Raw genomic sequence first — 17,603 nt, 5'->3', positions numbered from 1 at the left:
TGGATCAGTCAGCTCATCCTCAGCTGACCCACTGCCATCGGGGGCAAGCCCCCACATTGATTTATTGGTATTGGATAGATTTGAGCAAGGCTTCGATTTCTTCGAAGCTCGGTCGCGCCCATACATCGGGCTGGCAGCATCTTTTGTGCAGCGCTATCAGCTCCTCGTCGTTGAATTCAGTCTCAACCCGCTCCAGCAACTCCCCAAGCAACACCCCGAACGCCCGCACTTCAATGCGCTGCAGGGCCTTGGTCTCCAGGGTATCCGCCGTGGCATGGAACGACGCTGCACCAAAGTCCCCAAGCAAACAATCGCCCGCCGCATTCCACAAAATATTGTGGCCGTACAAATCGCCATGGGTAATGCCGTGCCGGTGCAGGTGTGCGGCGACGGATGCGACGCCCCGCGCCATGCGCAAGGCCACGTCAACGCTGAAGCGCGTGGTGGGTTCGTAGATGTCCCGGGTGCAGGAGGCCAGGCTCGGCAGCGCCGCGAGGTTGCGGTAGCTAGGGTCGATCAGGTCCATCACCAGCGCGGCCTGGTCATCCGGGTGACCGACGACGCGGCCTTGCACCTTGATCAGGTTTGGATGCCGCCCGGCGGCGATACAGGCTTGCATCTCGTGCAGCGGCGAGCCATCGCTGGTAATCGTGCCTTTGTACAGTTTGACCGCGACCGGCAACGCGTGTGGCTTCCACAACGCTTGGCGAATGATCCCAGAGGCACCTTCGCCTAACACGTCGCCCAGCTCCAGTTCAGGCCAGGGAATATCCGGCGTCGCGTCATCGTCCGCCATGTCTACCGCCATTTCCACCGGGTTACCGGCATAGGCCAGCCACGTCAGGCTCGGCAATGTCAGCAACCACTGCGGTAGTTGGGTCAGGCGGTTGGAGGCGATGCGGATCAGCTCCAGGTTTTTGCAATGGGCCAGGCTCTGCGGCAGGTGAGCCAGTTGGTTGCCGGCCAGCATCAACTTTTGCAGCAATGGCCGCTCGCCCAATTCGCTGGGCAATTGGCTGATGCAGTTATCGGTCAGGATCAGCCAACGCAACTGCGGGGGCAGGGCGGCGGCGGGCACATGGCTGATCTTGTTCGCCTTGAAGCCGATCATGCTCAGCTTCGCGCACTGGCCCAGGCATTCCGGCAGTTCGGTAAAGGCGTTGTCCGAGCAGAACAGCACACGCAGGTGCGTCAGGCGATGCAGGTCGTCGGGCAGCTTGCTCAGGGCGTTGCCCGTGAGGTTGAGAATTTCCAGGGTATCGGCCAGTTCGAAGATTTCCTGGGGGAATTCGGTCAGCCCGCAGGCCAGGTCCAGGCGCGTAATACCGGCCAATTGGCCGGCCTTGAGTTGGGCGAGGGTATTCATGAACGGCGCGGTCACTCGGCAAGGGGGGTAAAAGGCGCTCATGATACCGGGTCGGGCGCCCGTTGCGGACAGACCGTTTGCAATTGGCACAGGCGGCTGGCAGTGCGGGCGAGGTCGATGGCCTGGCCCTCCAGGGATTGGTCCAAGGGTTGCTGGCCGATCAGTGTCAGGCGTTTGTCCTGGTCGTACAGCACGTCCACCAGATTGATAAAGCGCTGTTGCACGGCGATTGGGCACTGCGCCAACTGCGGCAGGCCATCGATGATCCAGTGGTCGAAGTCCTCGCAGAGCAACAGGTAATCCAGGGTGGCTGTGAGCTGTTCGCACAGGTCGTTGAAGGTGAATGCGATCGTGCGTGCCTGTTGGCTGCGGCAACGTAACAGGCGGTGGCCGACGGTCAGGGGGTGCGCCGGGCAATCCATGGTGGGCAGCCCAAGGGTGTCACGTTGGGCGCAGCTTCCCGGCCATACATACTGGCCGGTGGTGAAGCGTTGTTGCGTGTGGGCCTGGGGCAGGCTGCGCAAATCCTGGGGCGAACTGACTTCCAGCACATCCATGCGTGCGGCGATCAGGTCAATCACCGACTTGAACCGCTCGTGATAAAGCGGATTGGGCAGCAGCCCTTCAGGGGGGTAGTTGGAGGTCACCAGCACCAGCACGCCACGCTGGAACAGCGCCTTGAACAACCGGCTGATGAGCATGGCATCGCCAATGTCGTGGACGTGGAATTCGTCGAAACACAGCACGCGGCAGCCCGCCAGCAGCTTATCCAGCGTGACGGCCAAGGCATCTTGATGCTCGCGGTGCTTGAACATGCCCTGGTGCAGGCGGGCAAAAAACGTGTGGAAATGCACGCGCTGCTTCTCGGTAATCGGCAGTGCCTGGAAAAAACCGTCAAGCAGCCAGCTTTTGCCACGGCCTACCGGGCCGTGCAGGTACACGCCGCGGGTTGGCCTGCCGGCGAGCAGGTGCTGGGCTTCGCGGGTCAGGGTGGCTATCGCCCGGGTTTGACCTTCAGTGAGGGTATAGCCCTGTTGGTCGGCCCGGTTCTGGAAGAGCGTCGAGACCGGCGAAGCAAGGTGAGCGAAGTCGTTTTTTTTACCCAGCAGGCGCTGAATCAGGGAAAACACAGCCAAGGCCTGTCCTCTGTAGTGCGGTGGTCGCTCACTTTAGGGGGACTGTCGCTATTTGACCAATAGAGAACGGCGCGAACAGCTGTCTCAAAAAAGCATGGCACGCGCGTAATGTGCACGCGACTGGCAGATTCCCCCTTAATGACTAACCTCAACCACAGCAATCACCCCGGTACAAGGATTTGGGGCAGTGAAGGGACAAACACTATTGGCAGTCATGGGCGCGATGCTTAGCAACACAGCCTACGCTGCGCAGCTTCAGGTGGAGGTGCGTATCGACGTGCAGCGGGGTTGCCAGTTGGTAGGTACTACCCGCAACGCGGGCATCGAGCAACTTGGTGTATTGGATTTCGGTAGCGGCCCGCGTCTGGATGACCCGGCCGGCCCCTTGAGTGCGGCCCTGATCAGCCAGCGCCAGCCGCGCCTGGAGTGCAACCCCGACACGCCTTACCAAGTGCGCGTCGACGGTGGCTTGCATGGTGGCGTAGGCGAGGTGCGTTACCTCAGCACCACGCCCTCCACCCAACCCATTCCTTATCGTCTGTATGCCGACGCAGCGCGGCGTATCCCGTTGCCGGTGAATGAACCGCTGAGCGGGCGTGTGCCCGAATCGGGCAGCGTTGACCTGCCGCTGTATGGCCGCATCGAGCCGCTCAGGGCCATTCCCGCCGTCGGCCGCTACAGCGACCTGCTCAAGGTCACGGTCACATGGTAAGCCGGGGCCTGGCCCTCGTGGCCCTGGGTGGCCTATTGCTGCTGGCCGATGACGCCGACGCGGCTGTCACCGGGCAAATTCATGCGCGGTTGGTCATCACCGCCAGTTGTGAGGTGAGCAAAGGCCTTGAAAGTGCACCGGTCAGCCCTGCGGGCGGCACGGCGTTACTCGATTTTGGTAGCCAGGGACCGACCTGGAGCAACCCGTTGGACGCGAAGGTCACCGATGACACCAAGGCGCCGCTGTCGGTGTCGTGCAACCCCTCGGTGGTCAGCAGCTTTACCGTAACCATCGACGGCGGTGCTCACGGTGACGGCACCACGCGGCGCCTGAGTAACGGGCGCCAGACCATTCCCTATCGGCTGTCGGCAGATCCCTTGGGCCAAAGTGCCTACCGCATCGGACAGCAGCGCAATTTCGTCGTGACCAAGGGCACACACGTACCGATCCCGGTATTCGGCTCGGTGGTGGCGAATACCAGGGCCCTACCGGCCGGCATCTACACAGACACCCTGACGGTGACTCTGGATTGGTAAACCATGAGGATGGACATCATGCATGCACTTATATTGAAAGCGGTTTTTCCACTAGTGGCGCTGGTGTGGGTGTCGGGTGCGCAGGCGGCCACCGTGGCCGGCACTGTCAGCGCTACGCTGGTCCTGACCACCAGTTGCCAGGTCAACGGTGCGGCGGCGACGGGGGGGATGAGCTTCGGTAACTTGAACTTTGGTACGGCCAACAGCTTGTTCACCGAGGCTGATGGCCAGGTACTGGGCGGCGGTGGCGGCGCATTGTCGATCCTGTGTTCGGCGGGCACCTCTCCGACGTTGACGGTGTCTGCCGGCGCCCATGACGGCCAGTCCACCGGCGGTAGTCGGGCCCTGTACGACGGCGTGGCCAACTACGTGCCTTATGACCTCTACACGGACAGCGGCCACTCAACGCTGCTGGCCATTGGTGGGGTGATCAACCTGGCACCCAGTACAGGGGTTGCCCAGGCTGTGAATATTTACGGTAAGGCCACGGGTAAGGTGGGGCTGCCGGCCGGTACGTACACCGACACGGTTAACGTGACCCTGACGTTCTGAGTGCCATGGGCCGGGCCGGGTGGGTTGCGTTGGCGGTGGGCATCGGCTGGGGCATGCCGGTGTCGCTGTTGGCGGTGACCAGCCAGTCGTTCCAGGTCAGCGCGACGATTACCCCGGGGTGCCTGGTGGTCGGTGGCGGGACGAACTACGGCAACCTGGCGTTCGGTACGTATTCGGCGCTGGCGACCAGCACGGTGTCCGTCGCGCTGACCAGTGGCGTGACCCTGCAATGTACGCCGGGGGTCGCGCTGAGCATGAGTGTCAACGGTGGTTTGTACAACAACAGCGGTCGGCGGATGCAGCTCAATAGCGGCACTGCCCAAGTGGCTTATCAGTTGTTTCAGGACGCGGCATTCAGTCAGAGCCTGGGGATCAGCCAAAGCGTCAGCGTGGCCTACAGCAACGCCAACAGCATCACCTTGCCGATTTATGGGCGAGTGCAGTTACCGGGCAATCAGCCTGGGGGGACGTACAGCGACACGTTGCAGGTGCAGCTGTCGTGGTAAGGCGATTGGCATAAGGAGTGACATCTATGTGTGCAGCTTCCCGGCGCTGGTGGGCAGCGGGTTTAAGCGGGCTGTTGGCGTTGGCGGCGGGGCAGGCCCACGCGGCCAGCTCGGTACTGATCTGGCCGATTGATCCGGTGCTGGAGGCCGATCAACAGGCCAGTGCCTTGTGGTTGGAGAACCGTGGCACGGAGACTGCCAACCTGCAGATCCGCGTGTTTGCCTGGACCCAGAGCGGCTTTGATGAGCAGTACCAGAACCAGCGTGACGTCATTGGTAGCCCGCCAGTGGCGAAAATCGAGCCTGGGCAGAAGCAACTGGTGCGGTTGACCCGCACCCGGGAAGTGCCCCCGGGCCAGGAGCTGGCGTATCGCATCATCATCGATGAGATCCCATCGGCTACCCCCGCCGCCGCGCCGCCTGATGGCAAGACCGCTGCCGCCATTCGCTTTCAAATGCGCTATTCGGTGCCGTTGTTTGCCTATGGGCCGGGTCTGTGGAGCAAGGTTGACGGTACTCGCGAACGCGACCCTAAAACCGCCGGCAAGCCCGACCTCAGTTGGAAAAAAGTCACCGTCGCCGGGCGTCACTACGTCGAAATGCGCAACCAAGGGGCGGTGCACGCACGCTTGACCGACGCCACCTTCAAGCAGGGCGGCCAGTCTCGGCCGTTGGTGGAGGGGTTGATGGGCTATGTGCTGCCCGGCGCGACCATGCGCTGGCCTGTACCGGATGGGCTGCCTGCCGACCAGCCGTTGCAGGTGCGAATCAACGGTGCGACGCAATTGGAGAGCCTTGCACCCGGGCGATAACGGGGTGCGGTAGGGCATGGAGTGGCCCCTGGTGTTAACGGATGGAGATGTCCATTGATGGACACAAAGCCTTGGTGAGCCATGATCGAGCTCGTGGTCTATGGCAAGCGGCGTGGAAAGTGGGCGGCCTCTGCAGCCTGACGCTGGCGTCGCCGGGCATCGCCGCTCCGTTGCCGCCCCCTCCCAGCAGCCTGGAGGCTGTTGCCGATGCACAGTTATTCCTGGAACTGGTGGTCAACCAGATGGACAGCGGCCGTGTGGTGGCCGTCAATCAGCGCGCCGGGCAACTGTTTTTGCCGGCGTCGGTGCTACAGGAGGTGGGGATGAAGCTGCCCGCTGGGGTCGGTGCCGAAGTCGCATTGGATAACGTGCCGGGCCTGCACAGCGACTACGACAGCCAAGGCCAGCGCCTGATCCTGAGCGTGCCTCCCGCCTGGTTGCCGGAGCAATTTATCGGCAGTCGCAATAACTACCCGCGCACCCAGGCGCTGACGAGCTTTGGCGCGTTGCTCAACTATGACGCCTACTTGAACGACACCGACGATGCGGGCACTTACCTCGGCATCTTCAACGAAGTTCGGCTGTTCGATACCTGGGGCACGCTGTCCAACACCGGCCAGTACCGCACCACCCTTGGCGGCGGGAGCGCCGGCAGTAGCCTGGATAACGGCTACCGACGGTATGACACCACGTGGCGTTTTTCCGACGATGAGCGCCTGTTGACCTACGAGGCGGGCGACGTGATCAGCGGTGCGTTGCCCTGGAGCTCATCCGTGCGCCTGGGTGGGGTGCAGGTGTCGCGGGATTTCGGCGTGCGCCCTGACCTGGTGACGTACCCGTTGCCGCAGTTCGCCGGGGAGGCGGCAGTGCCCTCATCCGTGGATCTGTTTATCAATGGCTATAAATCCAGCAGCGCCAACCTGCAGCCTGGGCCCTATACCCTGACCAACGTGCCATTTATCAATGGTGCGGGGGAAGCGGTGGTCGTCACCACCGATACTCTGGGCCGGCAGGTGTCGACCACGGTGCCGTTTTATGTCACCAGTACGTTGTTGCAACAGGGCTTGTCGGACTTCTCGGTGGCGGCGGGTAACTTGCGCCGCGACTACACGGTACGCGATTTCGGTTACGGGCCCGGAGTGGCCAGTGGCACGTTTCGTTATGGGCTGTCGGACCTGTTTACCTTGGAAAGCCATGCCGAAGCATCCAATGACCTGACCTTGGGCGGAGTGGGCGGCAACCTGCGGCTCGGCAACTTCGGCGTGCTCAATACGGCCGTCAGCCAAAGCCAGTATGACGGTCGGACCGGCCAGCAACTGAGCCTGGGCTACCAGTACAGCAACCAGCGTTACAGCCTGTCGTACCAGCGGGTAGAACGCCGCGATGAATATGCCGACCTGAGCCTGATCGACACACCCTATGCCAGCCTGAGCAAGCGCAGCCAGCAGGCCACCTTAAGCCTGAACCTCAACGATTTCGGCAGTCTGGGCGTGGGCTATTTTGATGTGCAGGCCACGGACGACTCTCGCACTCGGCTGGTGAACCTCACCTGGAGCAAATCGCTGTGGCGTAGCAGCAGTTTTTACCTGTCGGCCAACCATGAGGTTGGCGACAGCAGTTGGGCAGTGCAGGCACAGGTGGTGGTGCCCTTCGATGTCTATGGCAGCCTCAGCGTGGGCAGTGAGCGCAGCAAAACCGGACAGAGCCAGCAACGGCTCAACTACAGCCGCGCGGTACCGGCAGAGGGCGGCGTGGGCTTTAACCTGGGTTACGCCAGCGGTGATGGGCCGGCGTACCGCCAGGCCGACCTGACCTGGCGCTTGCAGTCGGTGCAGTTGCAGGCGGGCGTTTATGGCAGCAGCGCCGCCCAAACGCGTTGGGCAGACGCCAGCGGGTCGTTGGTGTGGATGGACCATCAAGTGTTCGCCGCCAACCGCGTCAACGATGCGTTTGTCGTGGTGAGTACCGATGGGTTCAGCGGCGTACCGGTGCGTTATGAGAACCAAGTGGTGGGCCAAACCGACCGCAACGGGCATTTGTTGGTGCCGTGGACCAGCGCCTATTACCGCGCCAAATATGAGATCGACCCACTGAACCTGCCGTCCAACGTGCAAGTTCCGAATGTCGAGCAGCGCATTGCCGTGCGCCGTGGCAGCGGCTATCTGCTGGAGTTTCCGGTACGCCGGGTGATTGCGGCGAGCGTCACCTTGGTCGATGCCCAGCATCAGGACTTGCCCTTGGGCAGCCAGGTACGGCACGAGCAAAGTGGCGCGCTGGCGGTGGTGGGCTGGGACGGCTTGGTCTATCTGGAAAACCTGGAGGTCCATAACACCTTGCAGGTCACCGTGGGTAACGGCCAAACCTGCAAGGCCACGTTCGAACTGGATACCACGCAGGCACAGGTACCCCTGATCGGACCACTGGTGTGCCAATGACATAGGGAGTGTGCGGGTGCGGGTCAAGGACTGGCTGTTGCGGTTGTTACTGTTGGCGGGGCTGGGCGTTTCGGCGCAAGTGCAGGCTGTTTGTTCGGTGGTTGCCACCGTGCCCGCCAGCTTTGGCACGACAGTCAGTTCGATGACCGTGCGCACCGCGTCCCAGACCAGCTCAACCACCAACGCCGGCTTGAGCTGTACCCCGGCGGTGTTGTCGGTCTTGGCCTCCAGTGACCATTTCGACGCCACTATCACCGGCTCATCGCAAGGGGGGATGGTCGGGCCTACCGGTGATGTCATCAGCTATACGATCTACGCCAACAACACCACCTCGTTTCCGATGACGCGGGGCACCGCGTTCGATTTTGGCGGCAGTGGCGGCATTGCCGCGGCCCTTGGCCTGGTATTTGGGCCGGGCACCAAAACCGTACCCTTGTACTTCACCACCCTCGTCGGCAGTAACGTGGCCTCGGGTGTGTACAGCGAAACCCTGAGCATTTTCTGGAGCTGGAACTATTGCTCGGGTATCGGCATTGGTGGATTATGCCTGGGCCGCGAGATCAACAGCGGTACGACGACACTGAACGTGAGTATGACCGTGGTCAACGACTGCCAGATCACGACGCCGCCAATCGCCTTCGGCAGTGCGCCTGTAGTCAGTGCCTTCGCCACCGTCAACGGCCAGGCCAGCATCGCCTGCACCAAGGGCAGCGCCTACACCGTCGGCATCAGCGATGGGCAGAACCCGGTGAGCGTGGGTGGCCGTCGGCAGATGATTTCCGGCAGCCATTTATTGGCCTACGACATCTTCATGAGTGCCGGCACCACCCGGTGGGGCAGCGTAGGTGCGGCGCGGCGGGCCAGCGCCTCGGCAGACGTCAACCCAGGCAATGGCCTGGGTACCGGCAGCCAGGTGTTCAATTACAACGCCAAGGTCTACACCGACCAGGCTACCCCACCGGGCGGAACCTATATCGATAACGTGGTACTGGATGTCGGGTTCTAGAACTTCAACATTTGCGTCGTGAGCTGACCTGCCGGGCTGACCATCGCATAGTTGTACCCGTCGCCCGACCAGTATTCGGCTTGCAAACCATCGGCGCTGCGGCTGCCTCGGGGCAGGAAGCCGTTTTCCGGGCCCGGTGGGCGGATGTAGAAGCTGATATGCCGACCTTGAGCGTCTTGGTAGAGCACCATGGCGGCGGCGCCTTGCTCCGTGGTGAGCAGCCGCCCACTGACCGGTACGAAACCCGCCTGGCTCAGGTCAGGCAGGCGGTGCGCCTGGTTGAAGTAGCGATCCAGCCAGGCTTGCATATTGCCGTTGCCCTGGGCGTTGTAATCGGCCGGCATGATGCCGTCCTGGGCAAACAGGCGGTAAGCCTGCATGGCATCGGCCATCGGCAGCAGGGGCGGCTGAGTGGCTTCACGGGCGTGCCAGCCGCCAATGCCGCCGAGGCTGACGGCGATCAGCAGCATCGCTGCCGTGGCAAAATGCCGACGGGATTGATACTTGCCGCGCTGGCGAATCAGCGCCGGGTCCAGGGCCGGGTTGCCTGGCTGTTGCAGCGCGCCGCTTAACGCCGCGCGCAGCGATTGCGCATCCTGTTGCCACGCATGCACCTGGGCGGCCACGTCGGGGTGGCTCGCCAACCAGGTTTCCAGCACGCGTCGATCACTCTCCAGCAATTGGTGGTCGATGTAGGCATGCAAATCTCGTTCGCTGGGGGGCAGGCTGATCATTTGAGTATCCGCAGGGCAGGGTTGGCTATTTCACCGTCGCTGAGTTGACGCAGGGCCTGACGTGCGCGCGACAACCGCGACATCACGGTGCCGACCGGCACATCGAGGATCTCGGCCACTTCCTTGTAGCTTAAGCCTTCGACGGACACCCAGAGCAGCAGGGCGCGCTGTTCGGCATTGAGCTGGTCGAACGCTTGCAGGGCTGACTGGGCCATCACCGTGCGTTCTACCGAAGGCTGCACGTCATCGCGGCCGGTGAAGAAGTCGAGCATGCGCGCATAGCGGCGGCTGCGGCGGTGGGCATCGAGGAACTGCCGGTAGAGGATCGAGAACAGCCAGGCACGCAGATCGCCTTCGATGCGTTTGTCGGCCCAGCGCTTGATTGCACGTTCAAGGGCCGCCTGCACCAGGTCGTCGGCGCTGCTGGTGTTACGCGTCAGGGATACGGCAAAGCGTCGCATCCTGGGGATGAGTTCACGTAACTGTTCGTCGAGTTCGTGCATGGTTGGCTGGCGGGTCACTACGCTGGGACTAGAGAGACGTCCGGCATTGAAGGTTATTCCCAGCACCGAAAAATAAACATAGCGGAAGGGAATAGGGCCGATCGGCGTTCGTCTTAATGCTCCGACCTTATGTTTCACCGCTTCGGCCGCTGGCCTTGGAGTTACGTCATGGTAGATCACTCATCACCGCCCCGTCCTGCGTTGAGCACAGCGAGCCTGATCGCACGGCTCGCCGGTATCGGTGTCGTGGTTGCTGTCGTAGCCGGGGCGTTTGCCTACGTCAACGGCACTCTCGACCCGCAGCGCTTGCGGCCTAAGACCCTGGTGAATGCTTTGGAAACCAATAACGGCCTGCACCCGGGGTTGCGCCGTAACCACGCCAAGGGCGTGTGCGTGGCCGGTTATTTCCAAAGCAGCCCTGATGCGCGCGCGTACTCCAGTGCCCAAGTGTTCAGCGAGGCGAAAACCCCGTTTATCGGGCGGTTTGCCTTGCCCAGCGGCAACCCCTATGCGCCGGACAGCAGCGTGCCGATTCGCAGTTTCGCGCTGCAATTCAGCCAGGCCAATGGCCAGCAGTGGCGTACCGGGATGAACAGCATGCCGGTGTTCCCGGTGGGCACGCCGGAGGCGTTTTACCAGATGCTCAAGGCCGGGGCGCCAGACCCGGCCACCGGCAAGCCGAACCCGGCGAGCATGCCGGCGTTCTTTGCCGCGCACCCAGAGACAGCGCCGTTCCTGGCGTGGGTCAAGACTGCCAAACCTTCGGCCAGTTATGCGACTGAAACCTATAACGGCATCAACGCGTTTTATCTGGTGAGCGCCGATGGCAAACGCCAGGCGGTGCGTTGGGGCGTGGTGCCGCAAAGCCGGGACGCAGCGGGTGACACCACGCCGTCGGGCAGCGACTTCCTGGAAAAAGACCTGGTGCAGCGCCTGGCTGCCGGGCCGTTGCGTTGGCAATTGAACATGACCCTGGCCAACCCCGGCGACCCCTTGGATGACGCAAGCAAAACCTGGGCAGGTGAGCACAAGGTGCTGAACGCCGGCACCCTGGTGCTGCAAAGCAGCCAGCCGCAAGCGGACGGCGATTGTCGCGATATCAACTTTGACCCGCTGATTTTGCCGAGCGGTATCGAAGCCTCAAACGATCCCCTGTTGGCCGCACGCTCGGCCGCCTACGCCAGTTCGTACCTGCGCCGCGCCGGTGAAGTCAGCCCATTGCACAGTGCCCCTCAGGAGTCGAAGCCATGAATGTTCAACCACGGTTTTTCGCGCCTCTGGCGCGCCTGTTGCATTGGCTGATGGCGTTGATGATCATCGCCATGTTGTTTATCGGTGCCGGCATGGCGGCGTCGGTGTCGGAACGTCATGAATGGCTGATTCACCTGCACAAGCCGCTGGGGATTGCGATTCTGGCCCTGGTAGTCGTGCGGTTAGTGGTGCGCTTTTCAACACGGCAGCCGCCGTTGCCGGCGGATTTGCCTGTATGGCAGGTACTGGCGGCCAAGGCGTCCCATGTTCTGCTGTACGCCTTGATGCTGGTGTTGCCGCTGTTGGGCTGGGCGATGATTTCGGCTGCCGGCGATCCAGTGATGCTCAGCCGTTCCGTGCAACTGCCTGCGCTGGTGGGGGCCAACGCGCCGTTGTTTGCGTTATTGCGCAAGGCCCATGGCTACCTTGCCTACCTGTTGTTCCTGACGGTGTTGTTGCACTTGGCGGCGGCGCTGTTTCACGGTTTGATCCGGCGTGACGGTGTGCTGCAAAGCATGACCGGCACCAAGGACTGATGCCGGGGGCACAGCTACAGCGTTCACCCTTAACTGAGGGGCATTGAGGACAGGGCGGTCAGCGCAACGTGGTGACAATATCCGCCACGGTGCTCAGCACATCCTTGCCCAGCTGCTTCGAGCGTTCACCGGACCAACCGGTTTTCGGGTTGGGGGCGTCGTCGTTGTCCTTGAAGGGCATTTCCAGGGTCAGGGACAGGCAGTCGTATTTCTCGCCGACGGCGTTGCAGGCCAAGGTCATATTGGCTTGGCCTGGCAGGTCGCGGGTGTAGCCGTGGGTGGTCTGGAAGTCCCGGGTCAGGGCGCTCAGGTGGCTACGGAAGTGTTTTTCCAGGGCTTCGATGCGTGGGGTATACCCCGGGTTACCCTCGCAGCCAGCCGTGAAGATGTAGGGGATTTCCTCGTCGCCGTGGATGTCGAGGAACAGGTCGACGCCGTATTTTTCCATCTGCTGCTGGACGAACAGCACTTCCGGGCTGATTTCCTGGCTGGCGCTTTGCCAGGCGCGATTGAGGTCCTGGCCCATGGCGTTGGTGCGCAGGTGGTCGTGGAAGGCACCGTCAGGGTTCATGTTCGGCACCAGGTACAAGTCGGCGACGGCCAGCAGTTTTTTCAGTTCGGCATCGCCATCCTGTTGCAGGCGTTCGATGACGCCTTCCATAAACCATTCGGCCATGTGTTCGCCGGGGTGTTGCTGGGCGATGATCCAGACTTTGCGGCGGCTTTCGCCACCTTTGCCAAGGCGGAGCAGTTGGATATCGCGGCCTTCAGCACTTTTACCGGTGGCGAGCAGGTGTGCGCCGGTACGGTTCAGGGCTTGCTCGATCAGCCAGTCATGGCGTTCACGGCTGTAGGGCTCGAAGTAGGCAACCCAGGCATGTTTTTCTCGTGACTGGAGGCTGATATGCAGGATCTCGCCATCAAAACGCGTCGGCACACGGAACCAGTTGATATGGTCGTAGGAGGCCACGGCGTTGTAGCCGCTCCAGGCATGTTTGTAAGACGAGCGGCCAGCGTTGCTCAGGCGAAAGGTGTGGGTGTGTCCCACGTGCATGCCTTCGGCCTTGAAGTGAAACCACTGGAAGTGTTCGCTGCGGGTATCTGGCTTGATTGCCAGCAGTAACTGATAGGCATCGCTGGCATCCAGAACCTGGATGTTGCCGCTGTCGAAGTCGGTGCTGATCTTTATGGAAGTCAAGGCCACGGTCATAGTCTGGTTGCCTGAATATGAGTGATGTGGCGGCTATATTACACAGGCGTCAGGTAAAATCTGGATGCAAAATTGTTGCACGGGGAGGGGGCGTCATCCTTGACGCATCAGCAGCTTAGAATCTATGAGATTGATTCTCAAGCGCTAATTCGCAAAGTTCCGGGCTAGAGCGGTCGTTCGGCTTTCTTTTGACGATGGTCTTTTGCTACCATGCGCGCCATCAAGCAACACACAGTCTTCATTAGCCTGAAGCCATGCCAGCAAGACTGGCAAAAAAAGACCCGGCCAAAGAGCCGGGTCAAAAACCGTGATTAGCCTGATGAGGAGATATTCCAAGAGTCCGACCTAAGGTCCCTTGGTCTATCGACTGATCTCGCGATCAGCTGAGCCCAATAATAATCATTATCATTTGCAAGTCAAATGTTTTTATCCGTGGGATAGAAATATTTTTCCTGCGTGCCTGTTAGGCGCGCGCTTGAGCTTCTGGCACTTGCAGCGTCCGCTCCACCATCGCTTTAGCCATATCGATCAAATACACCACTGAAAACGCCAAGTCCCGCTGGTTGCCTTGATGGCGGCAGGCCGACTCATAAGCGGTGGCTGCTGCGCTGCGCAGCAGGTCAGAGGCATGTACCAGGGCCTCTTCCTGGCTGATGCCTGGCTTGATCGCGAATAACGCCTCATCCGAGGCTGAAGCCGACATATCTTCTTTCAAGTAATAGTCCAGCGCGCGTTGGGCGGCGTCGCTGTTGCGCATGCTGCGTAACTCATCGTGTGCAAGTGTTTCGGGCAGTAGATACGGACTCGTCGTCATAAGGGGCGGTACTCTGGGTGGGTGTCGAAAACCTTATGTTCGATGATAGTACGTATCGTATTTATGTCGTTTTATGGATTACTACAAACTGTTTATTGCCCTGAAAAATACGCACCGTATTGTCAGGCGCCATGGATAACTGGATAGCGTTGGTCAGAGCCAACATGAAAGACCGCAAGGTCACGCAAGATGCACTGGCGGAGCGCCTGGGCATGTCCCAGGGCGGTGTGGGCCATTGGCTCAACAAGCGCCGTGTACCGAGCCTGGCGGATATGAACCGGGTGCTGGCGGAACTGGGGCTGGGGTACCTGGAGGTTGCGCTGGAGATTCGCGAAAGGGCCTCGGAAAAGCCGGTGTTGGAAACACACTACAATCCCTATTTCCGCTACCCGGTCAGTGATTGGAAAGCCGTCTGTGAGCTACGCGAAGCGCGGGCGCATTATGGGCCCGCGCGTTTCGAGCTGACGGACTATCACGCCCGGGGCGAGGCGTTCTGGCTTCCTGTGACGGGAGACGCCATGACCGCTCCCACCGGCCTGAGCATCGGCACCGGCATGTTGATCCTGGTGGACCCGGCCATCGACGCCGAACCCGGCAAGTTGGTCGTTGCCCAGCGCGCCGACAGCCCCCAGGCCATGTTTCGGCAGTTACAGGAAGAAAGCGGCCAGTGCTACCTCGTGCCGCTCAATCCCACTTACCCCAAGCTGCTGTTCACCGACGATTACCGAATCCTGGGGGTCGTCGTGCAAGCCACGGCCAAGTTCTAGTCCGTCGTTTCGAGTGCTACCAGCGGGCTGCCCTCAACAACCATTTCACCTTCCTGGCAGAACAGCGCTTTGACCACCCCGGCCTGGGGGGCGCGGATGCTGTGTTCCATCTTCATCGCTTCCAGCACCACCAGCTGGGTGCCGGCTTCGACGGTTTGGCCAACCTCCACCAATACCCGCACAATGCTGCCGTTCATCGGTGCCGTGAGGCCACCTTGATGGGACTGGCTGGTCTCGACGGCCGCAATCGGGTCGAACAGGCTGACCGCGTGCATTTCACCGTCCCAGCGCAGATACAGGATGCCATTGCTGCGCACGGCCAGATGGGCGTGGCGTACGCCTTGATGCTCGATCAACAGGTGCTCGCCGCGCAACAGCGGCGTATCCCCCGTCAGCCCCACCCATCGAGCCTGCCCGTCGCAGCTCAGGTGCAGCGAGACCTCGGCAGGCAACCCCGCGCGAAAGCCGCGGGTATCCGCCCATGGCCCGTCGCCCGCGGGCATACTCTGTATAAACGCCGCACCTGCTGCTTGCCAGAACTCATCGCTCAACGCGCCGGGCACCGGCAGCAGTTCATCTTGATAGCGCGGGATAAACCCGGTATCCAGTTCGGCCGCCGCAAACGCGGGATGACCGATGATGCGCCGCAAGAAGCCCAGGTTGGTCTTGAGCCCCCCGACCGCAAACTCATCGAGCATGCTCAGTAAGCGCAACCGTGCCTGTTCACGGTCTTCGCCCCAGGCAATCAACTTGCCGAGCATCGGGTCGTAGAAGGGCGAGACGTTGTCCCCTTGTTCGACGCCGCTGTCCACGCGGCGCCCCGGGCCTGGGCGGGACTCGCGGTACAACGCCAGGTGTCCGGTGGCGGGCAGGAAATCGTTGGCCGGGTCTTCGGCATACAAGCGCACTTCAATGGCATGACCGATCAAGGGCACCTGCGCCTGCGTCATCGGCAGTGCTTCTCCCAAAGCGACACGGATCTGCCAGGCCACCAGGTCGAGACCGGTAATCGCCTCGGTCACGGGATGCTCTACTTGCAACCGTGTGTTCATCTCCATGAAGAAAAACTCGCCGCGCGCATCCAGCAGGAATTCCACCGTACCCGCGCCCACATAGCCGATCGCCTGCGCAGCCCGCACTGCCGCCTCGCCCATGGCGTTGCGCTGCTCAACACTCAAGCCCGGCGCCGGTGCTTCTTCCACGACCTTTTGGTGGCGACGCTGGATCGAGCAATCACGCTCATTGAGGTACAGGCAGTTGCCCTGTTGATCGGCAAACACCTGGATCTCGACGTGACGCGGCTTGAGCAGGTATTTCTCCACCAGCATCTGCCCATTACCGAAGGACGACAGCGCCTCACGCTGGGCAGACGCCAGGGCTTCAGCCAATTGGCTGACGTCCTCGACCACTTTCATGCCCTTGCCGCCGCCCCCCGCCGTGGCTTTGAGCAGTACCGGGTAGCCGATACGCTCGCACGCCGCCCGGAACGTCTCCAGGTCCTGGGCCTCGCCGTGATAACCCGGCACCAGCGGCACACCGGCGGTTTCCATCAACGCCTTGGCCGCCGACTTGCTGCCCATGGCGTCGATCGCCGAAGCGGGCGGCCCAAGGAAGATCAAGCCCGCCGCCTCGATGGCGCGGGCAAAGCCTGCGTTTTCCGAGAGGAACCCGTAGCCGGGGTGAATCGCCTGGGCGCCGCTGGCGTGGGCGGCCGCGATCAGTTTGTCGATTTGCAGGTAACTGTCGGTCGCTTTGCTGCCACCCAGGTCGACGCGGATATCGGCCTCACGGCTGTGCCGGGCGTCACGGTCGATGGCGCTGTGTACGGCAACGGTGGTCAACCCCATGGCCTTGGCGGTGCGCATGACACGGCAGGCAATTTCACCACGGTTGGCCACCAGCACGGTGGTCAGTGTGCTCATGGACGCGGCTCCTGTGCTTGCCAGCTCGGGGCCCGTTTTTGCAGGAATGCTCGCAAGCCTTCCTGGCCTTCGGCACTCACGCGAATGCGGGCGATGGCGTTTTCGCAATAACGCCGCAACGCAGGGGTGAGGGCGCCGTTACCCACTTCGCGCAATAAGTCCTTACTGGCGCGCATCGCCGCCGGGCTGTTTTGCAGCAGATTGGAGATCCACTGCTCCACCTGTTGATCCAGGGTCTCGAGCGGATAACTCTGCGCCAGCAAGCCAATATCCTGCGCCTGTTGGCCACCAAACCGTTCGGCCGTCAGGGCATAGCGACGGGCTGCGCGTTCGCCGATGGCCTTTACCACGAACGGGCTGATCACGGCAGGTGCCAGGCCGATGCGTACTTCCGACAGGCAGAACTGCGCGTCATCGGCGCCGATGGCCATGTCGCAGCAACTGATCAACCCCAGTGCGCCCCCATAGGCCGCGCCTTGTACCACCGCCAAGGTGGGGATTTTCAACTTGGCCAGGTTGTACATCAGCTCCGCCAGTTCGCGGGCGTCGTCCAGGTTGGTGTGATAATCCAGCTCGGCCGACTGTTGCATCCAGGCCAGGTCGGCGCCGGCGCTGAAGTGCTTGCCGCGCCCACGCAGCACCAGGAAGCGCAGGGATGGGTCGCCCTGCACGTGGTCGAGGGCGATGATCAGTTCGCGGATCATTTCGGCGTTGAACGCGTTGTTCTTGGCTTCACGGCTCAGCCACAGCGTGGCAAAGCCACGGCTGTCGGTGATCAGTTCGAGGGTGTTGAAGTCGCTCATGG

18 protein-coding genes are annotated in these 17,603 nt (G+C 61.7%); 10 read left to right on the top strand and 8 right to left on the bottom strand.

The window, feature by feature from the left end; translation table 11 throughout:
* Positions 1–61: 61 nt before the first annotated feature.
* Both M5B43_RS12720 and zapE read right to left on the bottom strand, forming a co-directional pair.
* Positions 62–1,366, bottom strand: coding sequence for a protein kinase (locus M5B43_RS12720; RefSeq protein ID WP_248750436.1), 1,305 nt, complete (start codon positions 1,364–1,366; stop codon positions 62–64).
* Between the two features lie 38 nt (positions 1,367–1,404).
* Positions 1,405–2,502 (bottom strand): cell division protein ZapE, encoded by a 1,098-nt coding sequence (gene zapE, locus M5B43_RS12715; protein ID WP_248750435.1) that lies wholly within the window; start codon positions 2,500–2,502, stop codon positions 1,405–1,407.
* A 223-nt stretch (positions 2,503–2,725) separates the two neighbouring features.
* Here zapE and M5B43_RS12710 point away from each other — a divergent pair, with 223 nt between their 5' ends.
* Genes M5B43_RS12710 through M5B43_RS12680 form a run of 7 tightly spaced genes read left to right on the top strand, consistent with a single transcriptional unit; the run spans position 2,726 to position 9,061 of the window.
* Positions 2,726–3,214 (top strand): spore coat U domain-containing protein, encoded by a 489-nt coding sequence (locus M5B43_RS12710; RefSeq protein ID WP_248750441.1) that lies wholly within the window; start codon positions 2,726–2,728, stop codon positions 3,212–3,214.
* Positions 3,208–3,750 carry a spore coat U domain-containing protein gene (locus M5B43_RS12705; protein ID WP_248750434.1) on the top strand — a complete coding sequence of 181 codons (543 nt, stop codon included), beginning with the start codon at positions 3,208–3,210 and terminating at the stop codon, positions 3,748–3,750. The genes M5B43_RS12710 and M5B43_RS12705 overlap by 7 nt, the downstream gene beginning before the upstream one ends.
* A gap of 18 nt (positions 3,751–3,768) precedes the next feature.
* Positions 3,769–4,302 (top strand): spore coat U domain-containing protein, encoded by a 534-nt coding sequence (locus M5B43_RS12700; RefSeq protein ID WP_248750433.1) that lies wholly within the window; start codon positions 3,769–3,771, stop codon positions 4,300–4,302.
* A 53-nt stretch (positions 4,303–4,355) separates the two neighbouring features.
* On the top strand, positions 4,356–4,808 hold the full coding sequence (locus M5B43_RS12695; protein ID WP_248750440.1) for a spore coat U domain-containing protein: 453 nt from the start codon (positions 4,356–4,358) through the stop codon (positions 4,806–4,808).
* A gap of 26 nt (positions 4,809–4,834) precedes the next feature.
* A complete protein-coding gene (locus M5B43_RS12690; RefSeq protein WP_248750432.1) occupies positions 4,835–5,620 on the top strand; it encodes a molecular chaperone in 786 nt (261 codons plus the stop codon).
* Positions 5,621–5,661: 41 nt separating this feature from the next.
* Positions 5,662–8,055: a fimbria/pilus outer membrane usher protein gene (locus M5B43_RS12685; protein ID WP_248750431.1), complete on the top strand. Its 2,394-nt coding sequence runs from the start codon at positions 5,662–5,664 to the stop codon at positions 8,053–8,055.
* 37 nt (positions 8,056–8,092) lie between these two features.
* Complete coding sequence (locus M5B43_RS12680) at positions 8,093–9,061, top strand: spore coat U domain-containing protein (protein ID WP_248750439.1); 969 nt, start codon at positions 8,093–8,095, stop codon at positions 9,059–9,061.
* Here the strand turns inward: M5B43_RS12680 and M5B43_RS12675 are convergent.
* Complete coding sequence (locus tag M5B43_RS12675) at positions 9,058–9,795, bottom strand: anti-sigma factor (RefSeq protein WP_248750430.1); 738 nt, start codon at positions 9,793–9,795, stop codon at positions 9,058–9,060. The genes M5B43_RS12680 and M5B43_RS12675 overlap by 4 nt on opposite strands.
* Positions 9,792–10,298: a sigma-70 family RNA polymerase sigma factor gene (locus M5B43_RS12670; RefSeq protein WP_248750438.1), complete on the bottom strand. Its 507-nt coding sequence runs from the start codon at positions 10,296–10,298 to the stop codon at positions 9,792–9,794. The genes M5B43_RS12675 and M5B43_RS12670 overlap by 4 nt, the downstream gene beginning before the upstream one ends.
* A gap of 168 nt (positions 10,299–10,466) precedes the next feature.
* On the opposite strand from M5B43_RS12670, the gene M5B43_RS12665 reads away from it, so the two are divergent.
* Both M5B43_RS12665 and M5B43_RS12660 read left to right on the top strand, forming a co-directional pair.
* Positions 10,467–11,549, top strand: a complete 1,083-nt coding sequence (locus M5B43_RS12665; RefSeq protein WP_248750429.1) for a catalase family peroxidase — start codon at positions 10,467–10,469, stop codon at positions 11,547–11,549.
* Positions 11,546–12,085 (top strand): cytochrome b, encoded by a 540-nt coding sequence (locus M5B43_RS12660; protein ID WP_248750428.1) that lies wholly within the window; start codon positions 11,546–11,548, stop codon positions 12,083–12,085. Before M5B43_RS12665 ends, M5B43_RS12660 begins: the two co-directional genes overlap by 4 nt.
* Positions 12,086–12,143: 58 nt before the next feature.
* On the opposite strand, the gene M5B43_RS12655 is transcribed toward M5B43_RS12660, so the two are convergent.
* On the bottom strand, positions 12,144–13,295 hold the full coding sequence (locus tag M5B43_RS12655; protein WP_248750427.1) for a M14-type cytosolic carboxypeptidase: 1,152 nt from the start codon (positions 13,293–13,295) through the stop codon (positions 12,144–12,146).
* A gap of 463 nt (positions 13,296–13,758) precedes the next feature.
* Complete coding sequence (locus tag M5B43_RS12650) at positions 13,759–14,109, bottom strand: DUF3077 domain-containing protein (RefSeq protein ID WP_248750426.1); 351 nt, start codon at positions 14,107–14,109, stop codon at positions 13,759–13,761.
* Positions 14,110–14,240: 131 nt separating this feature from the next.
* Here M5B43_RS12650 and M5B43_RS12645 point away from each other — a divergent pair, with 131 nt between their 5' ends.
* Positions 14,241–14,876, top strand: coding sequence for a S24 family peptidase (locus tag M5B43_RS12645; protein WP_248750425.1), 636 nt, complete (start codon positions 14,241–14,243; stop codon positions 14,874–14,876).
* Here the strand turns inward: M5B43_RS12645 and M5B43_RS12640 are convergent.
* Entirely contained in the window at positions 14,873–16,798 is a 1,926-nt protein-coding gene (locus M5B43_RS12640) for an acetyl/propionyl/methylcrotonyl-CoA carboxylase subunit alpha (protein WP_248750424.1), read from the bottom strand. The genes M5B43_RS12645 and M5B43_RS12640 overlap by 4 nt on opposite strands.
* Positions 16,795–17,601, bottom strand: a complete 807-nt coding sequence (locus M5B43_RS12635; protein WP_248750423.1) for a gamma-carboxygeranoyl-CoA hydratase — start codon at positions 17,599–17,601, stop codon at positions 16,795–16,797. The genes M5B43_RS12640 and M5B43_RS12635 overlap by 4 nt, the downstream gene beginning before the upstream one ends.
* Positions 17,602–17,603 lie beyond the last annotated feature (2 nt).

The sequence above is a fragment of the Pseudomonas sp. MWU15-20650 genome, assembly GCF_023242475.1.
Lineage (GTDB): Bacteria > Pseudomonadota > Gammaproteobacteria > Pseudomonadales > Pseudomonadaceae > Aquipseudomonas.
Note: the sequence above shows the minus strand (reverse complement) of the source record. Positions and strands in the feature narration are given on the sequence as shown.